The organism is Christiangramia sediminis, from assembly GCF_020552705.1.
In the GTDB taxonomy this organism is placed as follows: Bacteria; Bacteroidota; Bacteroidia; order Flavobacteriales; family Flavobacteriaceae; genus Christiangramia; species Christiangramia sediminis.
In genome coordinates this window covers 901,707-918,401 of record NZ_JAJBZG010000001.1, presented here as the reverse complement: position 1 = coordinate 918,401, position 16,695 = coordinate 901,707, and the positions used below count along the sequence as shown (strand labels likewise).

At 36.1% G+C, this 16,695-nt stretch carries 14 protein-coding genes; 4 read left to right on the top strand and 10 right to left on the bottom strand.

The window, feature by feature from the left end; translation table 11 throughout:
* Window positions 1–8: 8 nt before the first annotated feature.
* The 4 genes from LGQ90_RS04290 to LGQ90_RS04275 are packed head-to-tail and all read right to left on the bottom strand — an operon-like array spanning window position 9 to window position 2,972.
* Window positions 9–731, bottom strand: coding sequence for a head GIN domain-containing protein (locus tag LGQ90_RS04290; protein WP_229338445.1), 723 nt, complete (start codon window positions 729–731; stop codon window positions 9–11).
* A 22-nt stretch (window positions 732–753) separates the two neighbouring features.
* Window positions 754–1,878: a DUF4097 family beta strand repeat-containing protein gene (locus tag LGQ90_RS04285; protein WP_229338443.1), complete on the bottom strand. Its 1,125-nt coding sequence runs from the start codon at window positions 1,876–1,878 to the stop codon at window positions 754–756.
* Entirely contained in the window at window positions 1,859–2,422 is a 564-nt protein-coding gene (locus tag LGQ90_RS04280) for a DUF4179 domain-containing protein (protein ID WP_229338441.1), read from the bottom strand. The genes LGQ90_RS04285 and LGQ90_RS04280 overlap by 20 nt, the downstream gene beginning before the upstream one ends.
* Entirely contained in the window at window positions 2,412–2,972 is a 561-nt protein-coding gene (locus LGQ90_RS04275; RefSeq protein ID WP_229338439.1) for an RNA polymerase sigma factor, read from the bottom strand. Before LGQ90_RS04275 ends, LGQ90_RS04280 begins: the two co-directional genes overlap by 11 nt.
* Window positions 2,973–3,181: 209 nt before the next feature.
* Here LGQ90_RS04275 and lon point away from each other — a divergent pair, with 209 nt between their 5' ends.
* The 3 genes from lon to rpsA all read left to right on the top strand — a co-directional run bounded on the left by lon (window position 3,182) and on the right by rpsA (window position 8,476).
* The gene (gene lon, locus LGQ90_RS04270) at window positions 3,182–5,632 is read left to right on the top strand and encodes an endopeptidase La (protein ID WP_229338437.1); all 2,451 of its coding nucleotides are present in this window, start codon (window positions 3,182–3,184) and stop codon (window positions 5,630–5,632) included.
* A gap of 86 nt (window positions 5,633–5,718) precedes the next feature.
* A complete protein-coding gene (gene cmk / locus LGQ90_RS04265) occupies window positions 5,719–6,420 on the top strand; it encodes a (d)CMP kinase (protein ID WP_229338435.1) in 702 nt (233 codons plus the stop codon).
* Window positions 6,421–6,625: 205 nt separating this feature from the next.
* Window positions 6,626–8,476 carry a 30S ribosomal protein S1 gene (gene rpsA, locus LGQ90_RS04260; protein ID WP_229338433.1) on the top strand — a complete coding sequence of 617 codons (1,851 nt, stop codon included), beginning with the start codon at window positions 6,626–6,628 and terminating at the stop codon, window positions 8,474–8,476.
* A gap of 86 nt (window positions 8,477–8,562) precedes the next feature.
* Here the strand turns inward: rpsA and LGQ90_RS04255 are convergent, their stop codons facing one another.
* From LGQ90_RS04255 to LGQ90_RS04240, 4 genes are all read right to left on the bottom strand, one after another.
* On the bottom strand, window positions 8,563–8,958 hold the full coding sequence (locus LGQ90_RS04255) for a response regulator (protein ID WP_229338431.1): 396 nt from the start codon (window positions 8,956–8,958) through the stop codon (window positions 8,563–8,565).
* Entirely contained in the window at window positions 8,945–9,169 is a 225-nt protein-coding gene (locus LGQ90_RS04250; protein WP_229338429.1) for an ATP-binding protein, read from the bottom strand. The genes LGQ90_RS04255 and LGQ90_RS04250 overlap by 14 nt, the downstream gene beginning before the upstream one ends.
* Window positions 9,170–9,211: 42 nt before the next feature.
* Window positions 9,212–11,626 carry a PAS domain-containing sensor histidine kinase gene (locus LGQ90_RS04245; protein WP_229338427.1) on the bottom strand — a complete coding sequence of 805 codons (2,415 nt, stop codon included), beginning with the start codon at window positions 11,624–11,626 and terminating at the stop codon, window positions 9,212–9,214.
* A gap of 83 nt (window positions 11,627–11,709) precedes the next feature.
* On the bottom strand, window positions 11,710–12,126 hold the full coding sequence (locus LGQ90_RS04240) for a response regulator (protein WP_229338425.1): 417 nt from the start codon (window positions 12,124–12,126) through the stop codon (window positions 11,710–11,712).
* 571 nt (window positions 12,127–12,697) lie between these two features.
* On the opposite strand from LGQ90_RS04240, the gene LGQ90_RS04235 reads away from it, so the two are divergent.
* Complete coding sequence (locus tag LGQ90_RS04235; RefSeq protein WP_229338422.1) at window positions 12,698–13,078, top strand: response regulator; 381 nt, start codon at window positions 12,698–12,700, stop codon at window positions 13,076–13,078.
* Window positions 13,079–13,109: 31 nt separating this feature from the next.
* Here the strand turns inward: LGQ90_RS04235 and LGQ90_RS04230 are convergent, their stop codons facing one another.
* Both LGQ90_RS04230 and LGQ90_RS04225 read right to left on the bottom strand, forming a co-directional pair.
* A complete protein-coding gene (locus LGQ90_RS04230) occupies window positions 13,110–14,030 on the bottom strand; it encodes an alpha/beta fold hydrolase (RefSeq protein ID WP_229338420.1) in 921 nt (306 codons plus the stop codon).
* 127 nt (window positions 14,031–14,157) lie between these two features.
* Window positions 14,158–16,530 carry an alpha-L-rhamnosidase-related protein gene (locus tag LGQ90_RS04225; RefSeq protein ID WP_229338419.1) on the bottom strand — a complete coding sequence of 791 codons (2,373 nt, stop codon included), beginning with the start codon at window positions 16,528–16,530 and terminating at the stop codon, window positions 14,158–14,160.
* Between the last annotated feature and the right edge of the window lie 165 nt (window positions 16,531–16,695).

The window sequence follows — 16,695 nt, the reverse complement described above, 5'->3', positions numbered from 1 at the left end:
GAAATTGATTAATGCGAAGATACACTACCAGAGCCGCTGGTTTTAAAATCCTGTTTTCCAGGGTTTCCTTTATAAACAATATCTCCTGAGCCGGAAACTGAGGCTTTTAAAGAGTTACTGGCATAAACCATAATATCTCCTGAACCTGAAACCCTGGCTTCAACATTTTCAGCCTGTAGATCATAGGCTTCAAAGTCTCCGCTCCCGGTTACTGTGCATTCAAAATTCTGACTCTTTCCTCTTAACTTTACATCTCCAGAGCCTGTAACCATTCCTTTAAGATCTTTTACTTCCAGATCAAGAACAAGATCTCCAGATCCGGTAACCTGAACCTTCATATTTGAAGATTTAAGCCTGTCTTTTGTCCAGATATCTCCTGAACCGGTTACCGAAACCTCTTCAATACTTTCTACTGGCACGATAATAAGAATATCATCCTTGGGGTGAAGGTTAAAACCTTCTTTCGTTGAGATCTTAAGTTTTCCGTTCTTTACTTCAGTAGTTATATATTCCTGAAGGTTACTTTCAGCCTGAATTTTAAGGTTTCCTTCACTGCCTGAAATTAATTCTACATTCATGGAGCCTACTAGCTGTACGCCATCATAGGAGCCTACATTCCTGGTTTTTGTGACCATATCACCGTTCCCTTTAATTTTTTCTCCTCCCCATTGGGCACAGGCGGTGGTTATGAATATCAAAGAGGCTGCAAGAAATAAAAATGATTTTTTCATGATTTAGTTATTTGATGATTGATTATTGTTTATTAAAATTCACACTACCATAACTGGTAGATATATTTATTTGAGTATCACTATTCTGAGAGCCATAAAACCCGGAAACAGAATTACTGCTATTTTGTTGATCTCTTTTCTGAACTTCCAGGTCTTCTAATCCTTTAATACCTCCATAAGATGTTCTCACATCAAATTGAAAGCTCATTTCCTGGTCGAATCCCAGTTTAACACCGGCATAATCTGTATTGATCTCTACCTTGCGAATGCCTTTAATGATCTTTTCTATGGAAAGCGAGCCATAATCCAGGTTAAGATCTAATGCCGTAAATACACGGTTTATTTTGGTGGTAAGGTAATCTCCATTTCCTTCCAGCACTTTTACCTTATCAATTTCAACACTTCCATAATCACAATTGAAAGTCATTTTTGAGACTTTCCCGATTTTAGATTTAGAATAGTCGGCACTAATAAGTAATTCTTCTGCCTCTTCAACTTCATAATCTGAATAATCTGCATTGATTTCGGCATTGGTTACATACCCAATTCTACTGCTTCGGGTATAGTCGAAATTTAGGTAATTAGATCTTCCCCTCAACTCACCTATATCCATTTTTCCATAATCACAGGAGATCTTAGCGTTTCCGGTAGTTTTATCTATATAGATTCCACCATAATCATTGCTGATATCAAGATTGTTTCTTTCCGGGGCGCGAATAATATAGTTCACTTCCATATTTACATTATCAAAGCCGCCAACTAAACTTTTCCACCAGGATCTTTCTTCCTTAGAAAACCTTGTTTTTGCACTTACGCCGGCAGATGACTGAGTAAAATCTACGTTGATCTCTTCAAGTTTCTCCTGAACTTTCTCTTCATCATTTCCATTGGTCTTGATGATCACTTCAATGACCACGCGATTCTCATCCCAGGTTGTGAGGTCTACATTTCCGTAGGAATTATCAATACTAAGATTGGAGTTGGCGCTAACATTGAACTCTTTTTTTATTTTTTTCTCCCGGGTATGTTTGCCGTCGAATTCATTTTTTTCGATAATACATACTTCAGGGCTTTTATTAGCATCAAAATAAGGTAATCCAGGTGCCAGCACCGCAAAGATTAAGATACTAGATAATATTGTTTTCATGATTTTGGTTCTTTAGTGTTTTAATATTTTCAATTTGGGACAATACGTTGTTCAACAGGTCTATTCGTTGTTGGAAGTTCTGGATCATAGCATAAATAACTCTATTGTCTTTTCCGCTATTTACAAGGTCTTTCTTAAGTTCCCCGTATCTTTTTTCCAATTTGTCCATTTGTAATAATGCATCATTAATAATGGCTTCGGTTTCCGGAGTTTTTTCAGCATTCAGATTTTTAAGTTCTCTGCTTATCACGCTGGTATAGAATTCCTGGGTTTGTTTCATCTCGGGAGAGATGCTTGCCAGATCTGAATTCTTAGCAGAATTACCCTGGCCAATAAAATCACCCAGCAGAAAAAATGCTAAAAGGAAACTGGCCGCTATCGCAAAAACAGGCGTCAGGATATTCCTGATTTTTCCTTTAGACTTTGGCTTCTTGGAAGACCTGGCTTCAAGTTTCTTATAAAAGCGTTCTTTATGTCCGGTATGAGGCTCTTCGATGTCGAAATTTAATTCTTCGAAAAGCTTATCAAAGTCATTATTTTTCATGATCCATTAATTTTTTTCTTAAGCTCTCTTTCGCCCTGGAGATCATCGTTCGGCAATTAGCGTAAGAAATATTCATTATTTCACAAATTTCTTCATAGTCGTATCCTTCAATCAGATGCAAAGTCAAACCAAGCCTGTAATTATCATTAAGAGACTTGATCTGTTTCAGGATTAAACGAACTTTAGCGTTGTTTTTATCATCTTCATCCAAAGAGATCCCATCATTATCCACCTCATTTTTTAACTCGTCATTGTAGCTTACTTCTCCCAGTTTGTTGATCTTTTTATAAGCAGTGAGACTTTCATTCACCACAATTCTCTTTAACCAGGCACCGAAGGTTGAATTTTCCTTAAAACTTTCAATTTTGGTAAAAGCACTTAAGAAAGCTTCCTGCAAAATATCTTCAGCTTCAGCCGAATGACCAGTTATACGATAAGCAGTGTTGTACATCGCTTTGTAATACCGATCATAAATTTCCATTTGAGCACGTTTATCGCCATAACGACAACGTTCTACCAGGTCTTTAATATGTGTGATGGTTGGTGTCAATTAAAACTTGGTTTCTATTATAAAGAGGTGCTTGTTTTCCATTTGTTACACTTTTGAAAAATTAATTTACATTGAGCGTGGCATAGGAATTGAATAATTGAAATAGAAAATCTGAAATAAAACTGAAAGTCTTATTTATCAGGGCTTTTAAACAACTTCTCAAAATTAGTGAATATTAGTTTTGATGACAGTTTGACTTAAATAAAATTATGGCGAAAACAAAGTTTAGTAATATTGACAGTTTGTCATTGCAGGGTATTGATGAAGATGCAGAATTAATCCCTTTAATGACGCCTGAAGATGAAGAAGAAATAAATCGCGAGAATCTGCCCGAAACTCTGCCTATACTTCCCTTAAGAAATACTGTATTGTTTCCTGGAGTGGTAATCCCAATTACCGCAGGACGTGATGCTTCTATTAAGCTAATTAATGAAGCGAATAACGGAAGTAAAATAATTGGGGTAGTCTCTCAAAAAGATGAAGAAGTTGAGAATCCAACTTCAAAAGATATTAATAAGGTTGGGGTAGTAGCCCGAATTCTTAGGGTTTTGAAAATGCCAGATGGGAATACCACGGTGATCATCCAGGGAAAGAAAAGATTCCAGATAACGCAGGTAGTGACGGAAGAGCCTTATATGAACGCTACGGTTGCCGAAATTCCAGATAACCGGCCAGAAAAAAATAATGCCGAGTTTTCTGCAATTATCGACTCGATCAAGGATCTGGCTCTTCAAATAATTAAGGGTAGTCCTAATATTCCTTCAGAAGCATCTTTTGCGATCAAGAATATTGAAAGTGATTCTTTCCTGATCAATTTTGTATCCTCCAACATGAGTTTAAGTGTTGAGGAAAAACAAAAATTACTTGAGATGAACGATCTCAGGGAGCGTGCTCTTGCAACTTTGAAGCATATGAACACAGAGAACCAGAAACTGGAGCTCAAAAATGATATTCAAAGCAAGGTGCAAAGTGATATGAGTCAGCAGCAGCGGGAATATTTCCTTCACCAGCAAATGAAAACCATCCAGGAAGAACTAGGTGGTGTTTCTCATGAAGGAGAGATCGTTGAAATGCGGGACAGAGCTAAGGATAAGCAGTGGGGAGAAGAGGTTCAGAACCATTTTGAGAAAGAGCTTTCCAAAATGCAACGAATGAACCCGCAGGTTGCGGAATATTCTATTCAAAGAAACTATCTGGATCTGTTCCTGGATCTTCCATGGAACGAGTTCAGTAAAGATAAATTCGATCTTAAGAGAGCCAAGAGAATTCTTGATCGTGATCATTATGGTCTTGATGATGTAAAGAGAAGGATCATTGAATATCTCGCTGTTTTAAAGCTGAGAAACGACATGAAATCTCCAATTCTTTGTCTTTATGGGCCTCCTGGAGTAGGTAAAACTTCCCTGGGTAAATCTGTTGCGGAAGCTCTGGGAAGAGAATATGTGCGAATTTCACTAGGAGGACTTCGTGATGAGGCAGAGATTAGAGGTCACCGGAAGACATATATTGGAGCGATGCCAGGTAGAATTATTCAGAGTTTGAAAAAAGCAGGAACCAGTAATCCTGTATTTGTGCTGGATGAGATAGATAAGTTAAGCATGGGAAATGCGGGGGATCCTTCCTCAGCCCTATTAGAGGTTTTAGATCCTGAGCAGAATTCTGAATTTCATGATAATTTCCTTGAAATGGGATTCGATCTTTCCAAAGTAATGTTCATTGCGACCTGTAACTCCTTAAGTACCATTCAGCCCGCATTGAGAGATCGTATGGAAATCATTAATGTTACCGGATATACTATAGAAGAGAAAGTTCAGATCGCGAAAAGACACCTACTTCCAAAGCAGCTTGAAGAACATGGGTTGAATGCAGATCATCTTAAAATCGGTAAAAAACAACTTGAAAAGATCGTTGAAGGATATACCCGTGAATCTGGTGTTCGTGCGCTTGAGAAACAGATCGCCAAAGTGGTGAGATATGCAGCCAAGAATATCGCGATGGAGGAGGAGTACAATATCAAGATCTCAGACGAGGATATTATTGAGATCCTGGGTAGTCCTAAAATGGAACGTGATAAATATGAGAATAATGATGTTGCAGGAGTGGTAACAGGACTTGCCTGGACCAGTGTGGGCGGGGATATTCTTTTTATTGAGTCTATACTTTCAAAAGGAAAAGGTAATTTGAGTATTACCGGTAATCTGGGGAAAGTAATGAAAGAGTCGGCCACCATCGCTATGGAATATATTAAAGCCAACGCAGAGAGATTAGGCATAACGCCTTCCATATTTGATCAATATAATGTACATATTCACGTGCCTGAAGGTGCAACCCCTAAAGATGGTCCCAGTGCAGGAATAACCATGCTGACCTCATTAGTTTCTCTTTTCACTCAGAAAAAAGTGAAGAAAAGCATTGCCATGACCGGTGAGATCACTTTAAGAGGTAAAGTATTACCAGTGGGTGGTATTAAAGAAAAGATCCTTGCTGCGAAGAGAGCAAGAATTAAAGAAATCATTCTTTGTGAAGATAACAAACGTGATATTGAAGAGATCAAAGATGAGTACGTCAAAGGGCTCACTTTTCATTACGTGAAAGAAATGAGTGACGTAATAGATATAGCCATCACAGATCAGAATGTGAAAAATGCTAAGAAGCTATAAGATACAAGCCCGGCTAAGGGGCTTATTTTATGAATAACTAGAATAGCTTTTATAAAAAAGTACCTTTGCAAAAGAAATAAATTAACATGGATAAAAAGATTACGATAGCAATTGACGGATTTTCATCTACAGGTAAGAGTACCGTAGCGAAGCGTTTAGCGAAGGAATTAGGTTATGTTTACGTAGATACAGGTGCTATGTACCGGGCTGTTACTCTTTATATGATGCGTAAGGTTTTTGTTTCTGAGGGAAATTTTGATAAAGAAGCTATCGTGCGACATTTACCCTTTATTAGTTTACGTTTTGAATTTGATGAAGACCTTGGATACGGCCATATGTTTTTGAATGATGAAAATGTTGAAAAAGAAATACGATATATGGAGGTTTCCCAGCAGGTAAGTAAAGTATCTGCGATTTCAGAGGTGAGAAAAATGTTGGTAGAACAACAGCAGGAAATGGGGAAAAGTAAAGGAGTAGTGATGGATGGTCGTGACATAGGAACGGTTGTATTTCCTGATGCAGAATTAAAGTTATTTATGACCGCTTCAACAGAAAAGAGAGCTCAAAGAAGATATGATGAGTTAAAAGGTCGTGGAGATGATGTGAATTTTGATGAGGTTCTGCAGAATGTAAAAGACAGGGATTATATGGATTCTACAAGGGAAGACTCTCCGTTGATAATGGCCGAAGATGCTATAGAATTTGATAATTCCAGCATGGGATTAGACGACCAGTTTGAGGAGGTACTTAAAATAGCCAGGGATAAGATTGCTGAAGTGAATTCTTAGTTCTCTAAACCTAATAAATACTATCCGCAATTAATTTAAATATTAGTTGCGGATTTTTATTTAGTTGCGTATTTTTGCACTCCTTTTTGGCAGAAGACCGGAAATCCAAAAGGGGTTGAAAATCAAAACTATAAACAACTTCTGTAGTTTCTGTTTTGCTGAAAGATTTCCGAAGAAACACAGAATACAAATTTAGGAGTCAGTAATGGCTGAAGAAAACACAAACAAAGAAACTCAGGATCTTGAAGTACAGGATGTAGCTGGAATGGCTACAGACTCACAACCTGAAGCAGAAAAGCAACAGGAAAATCCTGAAAAATTTCTAAAAGAATTTAACTGGCATAACTACGAAGAAGGGATAGATCCTATCGACGATGAAAAGCTGGAAGAGTTTGAAAAGCTAGTTGCCGAAAATTTCGTAGACACTTTAGATGATGAAGTTGTAACAGGAAAAGTAATTAATATTACAGATCGTGATGCAATTATTGATATCAACGCAAAGAGTGAGGGAGTTATTTCTCTTAACGAATTTCGTTACAATCCAGACCTTAAAGAAGGTGATGATGTTGAGGTATTGATCGACGTTCGCGAAGATTCTACCGGACAATTGATCCTTTCTCACCGTAAGGCGAGAGTAATCAAGGCTTGGGAAAGAGTAAACACTGCTCATGACGAAAGTCTGGTAGTGAATGGATTCATTAAATGTCGTACCAAAGGTGGTATGATCGTAGACGTATTTGGTATCGAAGCTTTCTTACCTGGTTCACAAATCGATGTGAAGCCAATTAGAGATTACGATGCTTACGTTGGGAAGAACATGGAATTCAAAGTGGTTAAAATTAACCATGAATTCAAGAATGTTGTGGTATCTCACAAAGCGCTTATCGAAGCAGATATCGAAGAGCAGAAGAAAGAGATCATCGGGCAGCTTGAAAAAGGTCAGGTACTTGAAGGTACTGTTAAGAACATTACTTCTTACGGTGTATTCGTTGACCTTGGAGGAGTTGATGGACTTGTTCACATTACAGATCTTAGCTGGTCTAGAATCAACCATCCAAATGAGATCGTTGAACTTGATCAGAAATTGAACGTAGTAATCCTTGACTTTGATGAGTCTAAGTCTAGAATACAGTTAGGTCTTAAGCAATTAAGCCAGCACCCATGGGATGCGCTTAGCGAGGAACTTAAAGTTGGTGACAATGTAAAAGGTAAAGTAGTTGTAATCGCAGATTACGGTGCATTTATCGAGGTTGCTGAAGGTGTTGAAGGTCTTATCCACGTTTCTGAAATGTCCTGGAGCACGCACCTGCGTTCAGCTCAGGATTTCGTAAATGTTGGTGATGAGGTTGAAGCACAGATCCTTACTTTAGATAGAGATGACAGAAAAATGTCTCTTGGTATCAAGCAATTGAGCCAGGATCCATGGACTGATATTACTTCTAAATATCCTGTAGGTTCTAAGCATAAAGGTATTGTTCGTAACTTCACTAACTTCGGTGTATTCGTTGAGTTAGAAGAAGGAATCGACGGTCTTATCTATATCTCTGATCTTTCATGGACTAAGAAGATCAAGCATCCATCAGAATTTACTAACGTAGGTGATGAGCTTGAAGTTGTAGTTCTTGAACTTGATGTAGAAGGTAGAAAACTTTCTCTTGGACATAAGCAGATCGAGGATAACCCTTGGGATAAATATGAAAAAGACTTCGGTGTTGGATCTAAGCATACTGCAGAGATCACTGAGATCGTAGACAAAGGTGCTACTATCGACTTCAATGAAGATATCACTGCATTTATTCCTCAGAGACATCTTGAAAAAGAAGACGGAAGTAAATTGAAAAAAGGTGAAGAAGCAGAATTCCAGATCATTGAATTCAACAAAGAATTCAAAAGAGTGGTAGCTTCTCACATGGTTATTCACAAAGAAGAAGAGCAAAAAATTGTTAAGCAGGCTGCTAAGAAATCAGCTACGCAAGGCAAAGACAGCGCCACTACTATTGGTGATGTAAATGCTGATCTTCAAGCGTTGAAAGACAAAATGGAAGGTAAGAAGTAATCTTTCCTGATATTTATAAGTAAAAACCTCCTTAGGCAACTAAGGAGGTTTTTTTATGGATGCTTCTTAAAAAGGTATTTCTTCTTTTAATCCTGCTCTAATAATTTTTGTCTTAGTTGCTCTATATTAATTGGTTTTATAAGATAATTCTTTACATCAGAGTAAGATGCTGCTTTATGGGAATCCAGGGGGTCTAAAGAGGATGTTGCAATATAAATGGTTATGGTTTTATGAGAAGGAATCTTTATAAACTCATCCAGAAACTCCCATCCGTTCATAATGGGCATGTTTATATCCAGCAAAATAAAATCGGGTAATTTTTCCCGGGTAGAAATAATAGATTTTAAGCTGGAAAGAGCATCCGCACCATTATGGAACACCATGAAACTTTTACAGATATTACCAAGTTCCATAATCTTTTTTGCTCCAAAAACAAAGACCGGGTCATCGTCTATGATACAGGCAAGATCAATTTTTTTCATATTTAAAATATATTTTAAAGGTAGTTCCTTTGTTTAATTCACTTTCCACTTCAATTTTCCCACCCATAGCTTCAACCTGGTTTTTTGTGATAAAAAGTCCAATACCCCTGGAATCTTTGTGCGTGTGAAAAGTTTTATACATTCCAAAAAGTTTGCTTCTATGTTTATTTAAGTCTATTCCAAGACCGTTATCTCCAATCTCCAATATCACATTATTAGCTGTCTTTTCTGTACTTAGCTTAATATAACTATCTCATTTTGGTGAGCTGTATTTGATGCCGTTGGTTAGGAAATTAAGAATGATGCTATCAAGGTAAGCTGGCACCCCTAATATTTCAATGTCAGTAGGTAATTGACTTTCAATAACGACATCAGAGCTCTTAGCAAGGGCCTCTATATTTTTTATAGCCATATTGATATATTCTGAAAGATTGAGCTTAATGAAGCTTTCATCTAATGAAGTATTTATCATGACTACTTCGCCTAAGTGGTCTATAGTTTCTTTTAGATTCTTTGAAGCTGTTTGCAAATGTATCATCATTTCATCACCCTTTGCTTCAGGATTTTCTTCCAGAAATAATTCAAATAACATTGAATTATTCCCTGAGTGAGATCTCAAATTATGCGAAACTATATGAGCAAAATTCTTTAATCGTTCATTTTGATTTTGAGATACTTTGAGCACTGATTGAAGCTCTTTTTCAGTTTTTTTAAGGTCACTGATATCTGCACCTACACCTAAATAGCCTACTATCTCATCTCCCTCTTTTATGGAGGTTATAGTTAATTGTACAGGAAATTTTGTACCATCTTTCTTTTTTAGGGTCCAGTTTCTTGTAGACTGTCCCTGTCTAACAAGTTCCTTAAATAAGTCGAAACCCTGTAGAGACTTATTTGTTTTAGCAAGTAACTCCTTATGTAACTCCACAAGCTCTTCCTCAATATGGAACATTCCGGGATTTCCTTTATACAATAATTCTTCTTTGCTGTACCCAAGGAGCTTTTCACTTCCTTTATTTAAAAATGTAATAAGGCCATTGGTATCGGTTCCGATTACAATTGTTTTTGAACTGGCTCCAAGGATCGCTTGCATTTTTGCAATAATATTCCTTAAGCCGTCCTCAGCCTTTTTTTGCTGGGTAATATCATGCATAGCAATTACTGCACCTGATACTTTCCCCGCATCATTCTTTAACTGAGAACCAGTTATAGAAACTATTTTGTCAGGCGCATTTTTGGGCTTTATTACCATTATTTCATTTTCTACAGATCCTTCATTAAGGGCTTTAATTAATGGTATTTCGCTGGTTGTAAAAGGGGTGACCCCATCTGCTTTAAATAAACCATAGTAATCTGCAAATTCTGAAGGTGGTATATCTGTAGCCGGTAAGCCATGCCAATCCTTGGTGGCTTTATTAAAAAGAGTAAGATTACCTTCTTTATCGCAGGAAATAACACCTACATCAATGTTTCTTAAAATGGTTTCTAGAAAATGTTGTTTCTCTTCGGCTATTTTTTCGAGTTTCATCGTGTGACTTATATCAGTGGTATTCATTATAAGTCCTCCTATTTGATTATTTGCATTCAACCATGGTCTAACCTCCCAGTTAAGCCAGGTCTTGGTTCCGTCTTCCCTTAGAAACAAATCCTCCTCTTTTTTTATGATCTCTCCATTAAGGCATCTTTGGTGGATCTTCTTCCACTCATCTTCAATTTCAGGAAATAATTCATAGTGATTTTTTCCTTTGATTTTATGATCTTTAATGTTATAATCCTTGAGCCATTTATCTGATGCTTTTATATAATTCATGTTAGTGTCGAACATGGCAATGGCGCTGGGAGCATTTTCTATAAACGTCTTTTTAATTATTAACCTTTCTTTCATCTCTGTGATATCTTCATGAAAGCCAGTCATCCATTCAGGTTTACCGTCACTAGTCCAGGTTACTACCTTCCCTTTATCCTCAACCCAAATCCATTCCCCGTTTTTATGTTTCATACGGCATTCACATTCATAAAAATCTGATCTGCCTTCTATATGCTTATTTAGTAATTCATCACATTTAAGGTGATCTTCGGGATGGGAAAGCTTTTTCCAGGTGTCTGCTGAAATCGGCTGTAGCTCTTCAAGGGTATATCCTAATACATTAGCCCATTGTTTATGTAAGATTGTTTCTCCATTTTGAATATTCCATTCCCACAGACCTATATTTGTACCTTCAATTATTCGGGCATATCTTTTTAATTGCTGGTCCGGGTTCAAATCTTTCCTAGGGGATCTAATTACTTCATTTAGGGCACCAATTAAAATCAGAGAATTCTCGTCCTTCCCTGCTGCTAACTTAAAATGGGACTTCATTTGGATGGTATTACCAGCAGAATCTTTAAATCTTAAAATAGAGTCAAATTCTGAAACATCTTCAATATTCCGTTCTAGACCTTTAAGATCATCCTTAAAAATATACTCCCTGGAGTTATCTTTAATTTTATGATTTTTAAAATCATACCCAAGTGATTCAAGTAATTTTGGATCCAGCCAGAAATCATTTTTCAGATCATATAGAAAAAAACCACTGATTGCATTTTTCTGAAGGAAATAAAACACCGAAATATCTTTGCATATCTGTTGGTATAACTCATTTTGAAGGGGGGGGTCAAATAACTTCATGTAATCTGTAAACTTTAACAGGCTTTAGCCTTAATAACTTCTTATAGCGGCTAGTAAATATTTAAGGGGTGTAGCAATTGTTATTAAGCATAGGAAATTTTCCAGTGGTTCTCAGGTGTCTCGGTAATAATTTTTTTAAGTTCGTTTCGGTCTATGGGTTTTGGGATATACCCTGATAAAATCTGAATATCTTTTGCTTTATCAATATCTGAAGGATTTGCAGAGGACGATACCATATATATTGAAATATCCTTTTTGACCTTTGATTTCACTTTTGAATAATGCCTTAAGAATTCCCAACCATCCATAACTGGCATGTTAATGTCCAGTAGAATTATGTCGGGGATTTCTTCCATTTCATTTTTAAGTTCAGCAATTGCTTTTTTGCCATTTGAACAAACTTTTACTTTTATGTTTTCGTCTATCGCCTTGATGCTCCTCCTAATCATAAACTGAAATATTTCATCGTCATCGATAACATATATTGACTTAAATGGCATAATAAAATAGATTAAGTTCAAAAATTAGATTTGTGGGAAAAACAATTCCTGAATTAAAATTAAAAACTAATAGAAATTAAATTATAAATACAAATAACCCTAAAATAAATAAAAACAATGAAAAATTTTTAAAATAAATGCTAAAAAAACACAAAAAGCAGTTTTTATGTGAAATATTGTTTAAAAAAATCCTTTTTCTTTGGTAATAATTTAAAAAAATAAATAATTGCGCCAAATTAGAAAACTAATTATGTTTATTCCAGTATAATATTAACTGTATTGGCTATTAAATTTGGATCTTATAATTTATGAAGAAGTATTCTTTAGTATAGTCGCCTTTCAATTGCGAAGTTATGTTAATAGGGATTGTAGATTACAGAAATATAAACAGCTTTTTATACGAACTAAAAGAGATAGTGTATTTTCCTTAGTTTAGTTAAAACCTGAAAAAATATTATTATCAACTTAAAATACTAAAATGAAGAAACTTAAAATGAGTATAATTTCTATCTGACTATAATAAGCCAATTTTTAAAAACTGCGCGCACAATTTATTTAAATATTTTATTGCATGAATTTTAAGAAAATTTTTTTAGTTGATGATGAGGATATAATTAATGCCATTCAGACTAAGATAGTTAAGTCTGAGTTTCCAGAATATGAAATCTTAAAGTTTGGTACGGCAAAGGAGTTACTGTCGGTCTTAAAAGAAATTAATTATAAACCCTTAATTTTTTTAGATCTTAATATGCCTGTGATGGATGCAATTGATTTTTTAAATGAATTAGACAATCAGGAAATTAAAGTGGAGCCCATAATATTTATTCTTACCTTTTCACAAAACCCAGTAGAAATAAACTTTGTTAACAATCATCCTTTAGTGTATGATGTGATTTACAAACCTATGGATCAACAGAAAATTAATGCGGTGAAAAAATTACTTATATCTTAGATCTCTTTTGAAAATTATTCTGTTTTTCTTATTAATTATGATTTAAAACTGATAATTGGTTTTTATAAAATAAAATTGCTTTTTTAAGATCCTCTGTATTCTCCTGGAACGGGATATGTCCCACCTCGCTTTTCCAAAGTATCATATCAGGAAATTGCACTTCCTTGTAATGATCTGGACCTACCATATAATCTTTGGTTCCATAAAAAAATAAAACAGGTATAGAAACTTCTTTTGTATTTGGTTTAAAATTTCTCCAGTAATCTTCATAAGCCCAAACCTTATTTCCAAGATCAAAATTCCAGTTTTCAACTTCATTCCAGGTGCTATCCATGATCGCTTGATTCTCTTTATTTGCATAAGCCATTTTCCAGAAAAGGTCTTTTTCCCTTAGTTTGTTTCCAAGAACACCCATTCTTTCCATAAGCGGAAGTGTATCATTTTTACAGCCTACATAATTCTCGCCTAAAAATTCAGAAGCTTTCGGAGCCCAGCTTTGACAGAAGCTTTCATTTAAATGCAAAGTGGCATTGATCATCATCATTCCATTTTGAGCCTGGGGATAATTTTCAGCATATCCCATTTGTAAGAGACCTCCAAAAGAATGTCCCAATGTCAACCAATTCTTTATTCCCAGGGACTCTCGAACCTCTTCAAAATCCTGAGTCAACCTTTGCATGCTATAATCTCCATTTTCAGAACTACCAGATCTTCCAACCCCACGTTGATCCAGGTAGATCATGGTAAAATGTTCTTCCATGAAATCTCCAAAGAATTTTTCAAACCAGTAACTGCCCGATCCCGGCCCGCCGTGTATATATAAACAGGGAATACCAGTACCTTCAATTTTTACAAATAGTTCTACACCGTCAGAGGTGGTAATAAATTTTTCTTCGGCGCTGGCAGTATAGCCCAGACTGAGAAATACTAAAAAAAGGAGTAATTTTTTCATAATATAAAATGGTATGCGTTTTTAATATTGACGCTACATTTTATAGTTTGTTACTATTGAAAATTAAAAATTAATAAAATACTCTACCGCTTAAACCTCAAAATCCAATATTAAAATATCAACTTATTTAGTTTGAAAGTTTTTTTCGTATTTCCATCTCATTGGCAGAGGTAGAGAAAATAAAGCTTTCACCGTCTTCTTGTAATTGTATGTTGCTTTCAGGTTCATGATAAGAAGCCTTGGGCATGATGAGTTTTATTTTCCAGTCGGGATTGGTTTTGGTCACTTTTACACTAGAACCCGTATGGTAAACTGAAATTTCATTATCTCCCATTTCTACATTTTCGAGGGAGGCAGGATTCCATTCAGCCGGCATTTGTGGTTTTATAGTGACCAGTTTTTCAGAAGTCATGGGTTGAACTCCGAAAAACTGCTGCACCACAGGAATGGCAAAACTATAGATATTCCAGGCCTGCGTGATCATCCCATAATCTGGAGAAACCTCATACATGCTTCCAGGAAATGCGTAGCTAAAAGACCTACTCATACGTTGTAAATAATCCAAAGCTTTATCGGGGTTGCCATAATTGTTTTCAGCGATCACCTGAACGCCCGTTGGTAATGTCATTACCGCTCCGGTATAAGAAAAAGACTTACTTCCTTTAAAAGAGGCTTCATCTTTGCTAACTTGTTCATCCCGGTCTATCCCTGTTACGAAGACTCCAAACGGATTCGTGAATTTTTCTGCAGTTTTAAGGGCAATCTTCGCCTTTTCAGGGTCGGCGATTTTCATTTCCATTGGCGTATTTACCACCCAGTTGTGATGTAGTACGAAAGGACGCTCTTCCCGGGAAGGATTGTTCAGAATATATTTCTTTTTATCCTTTAGCTCTTTAACAGACCAGGGTTTGTTTAAAGTATCTGCCCTCACAATAGCATCTTCTATTAATCTAATTGCCTGTTCATCGGTTCCAATGAAATCGGCATAAGAACCAAATTCAGCTGACCAGAATTCAGAATTGATTTTGTTTTTTAGCTGGCTGGCGATTTCGGTATACTTTTTATAAATTTCTTTTTGATCCAGTTCAGCAGCTATTCTGGCGGCATCTTCAAAAGCTCTTTGGGTATAAACCGCCACATCTATCATCTCACTGTCAAGTCCATGAATTTCCATCATTCCGAAACCATCAGGAAAAAGGTTGTTATTTTTATCATTTTCTTCAAGCAGCCATTTCAAACCTTTTTTGATAGTTGGAAAATATTCTTTTAAGAATTCTCTGTTCCCATTCCATTTATAGACCTCCCAGATAAGTGAAGCAAATTGTGGTGTTTCGTTTATATTTCCCTTATTAAAAACAGCGCCATTGGTAGACATTTCATGGATGATCTTTCCATTTCCATTTACAGCCATAGAAACACTATCCAGTAGTTTAATCGTTTTGTAAACAGCCTCTTTTTGGCCCACTGCCATATATCCTTTTAAAGCATATTCGCTGTCTACGCCAAACCACCAGGGATAATCGGGAATACCAGCAGTAATTCCTGTTCCTATTTCGGGAACTTCCTGGACCAGCCAGGCCGAATTATATTTGAGCCATTCAAAGGTTTGTTGTAGCTCCTTATCTTCAATTGTAAGCTTCGATTTACTGGCCAGCTTTTGATATTTTTCTTTTTTAACAATTATTTCTTTTTCCAGATTTTTCTCAATATTTCTGAAATTTTCTATGCTTTCTGAAACGGAATTGTAAGATCCTGCAAGGTAAAAAGTGATCACTTCCTTCTGGTTCGGGGGAATTGATAAATTATACCCCAGTAGTGTACCAGTTCCCATACCTTTATATTCTGAAGGAATTATTTTATTAAAATCTGCCTCTTTTTCAGCCCTGTAATTTGCACTCCAGGGACTAATACTGTCCTTAATCACCCAGTAGCCTGTATTTGCATTAAAAGCGGCTTTATCAGGACCGTCAACCATATCAGTTTTCTCACCCAGCCAGGTTGGCCTTAGATCTGAAAAGGCTTTAAATATCAATTGAAGCTCCTGTTGGTCACCAGAATGATTTATAAGTACTAATTGGATCGCCAGGCTCTGAGATTTATCTGAAACAAATTGCCAGCGATCAACACTTAAATTTTGTTTCTCAAGCTTAAATTTATGCTGACTGGCTATAGGATAGTTGATGAAAGCATCAGCCCTATTAAGTATAATCGTATCCTTTCCAACTATTATTTCAGTCTCAAATCCGTCAAATAATTTAATAGGATGGTTCCAAACACCACCCATTTCTCCCGGAATGTGCCAGCCCAATTCTGGAAAACTACCGTCCTGATGGCCTACCACATATAATCGATCTCCCGCTTCTACAAAAGGAGAGTTTAAATATTCTGTTTTTCCTTCAATCGAAGGTGCGCCTTTTATAAGTTCTGGGATATTTTTTGTTTGTGCAAAACCTGTAAAAGCTAGAATGCCTGGAAATAGCATTAAGAAGAATTCTTTCATTAGTTTTATTAATTGTACTGGTGGGAAAAATTTGGTCATCTTTCTGGAGAATAATGGATAAGCACTCAATTTAGTTATTTTGATTCAATATGCGTAATGGGGGAGCTTAATTAAAGTCAAGGAAGAGATCCTCAAAATATTACAGTTCTGTTTTATAATTCATTT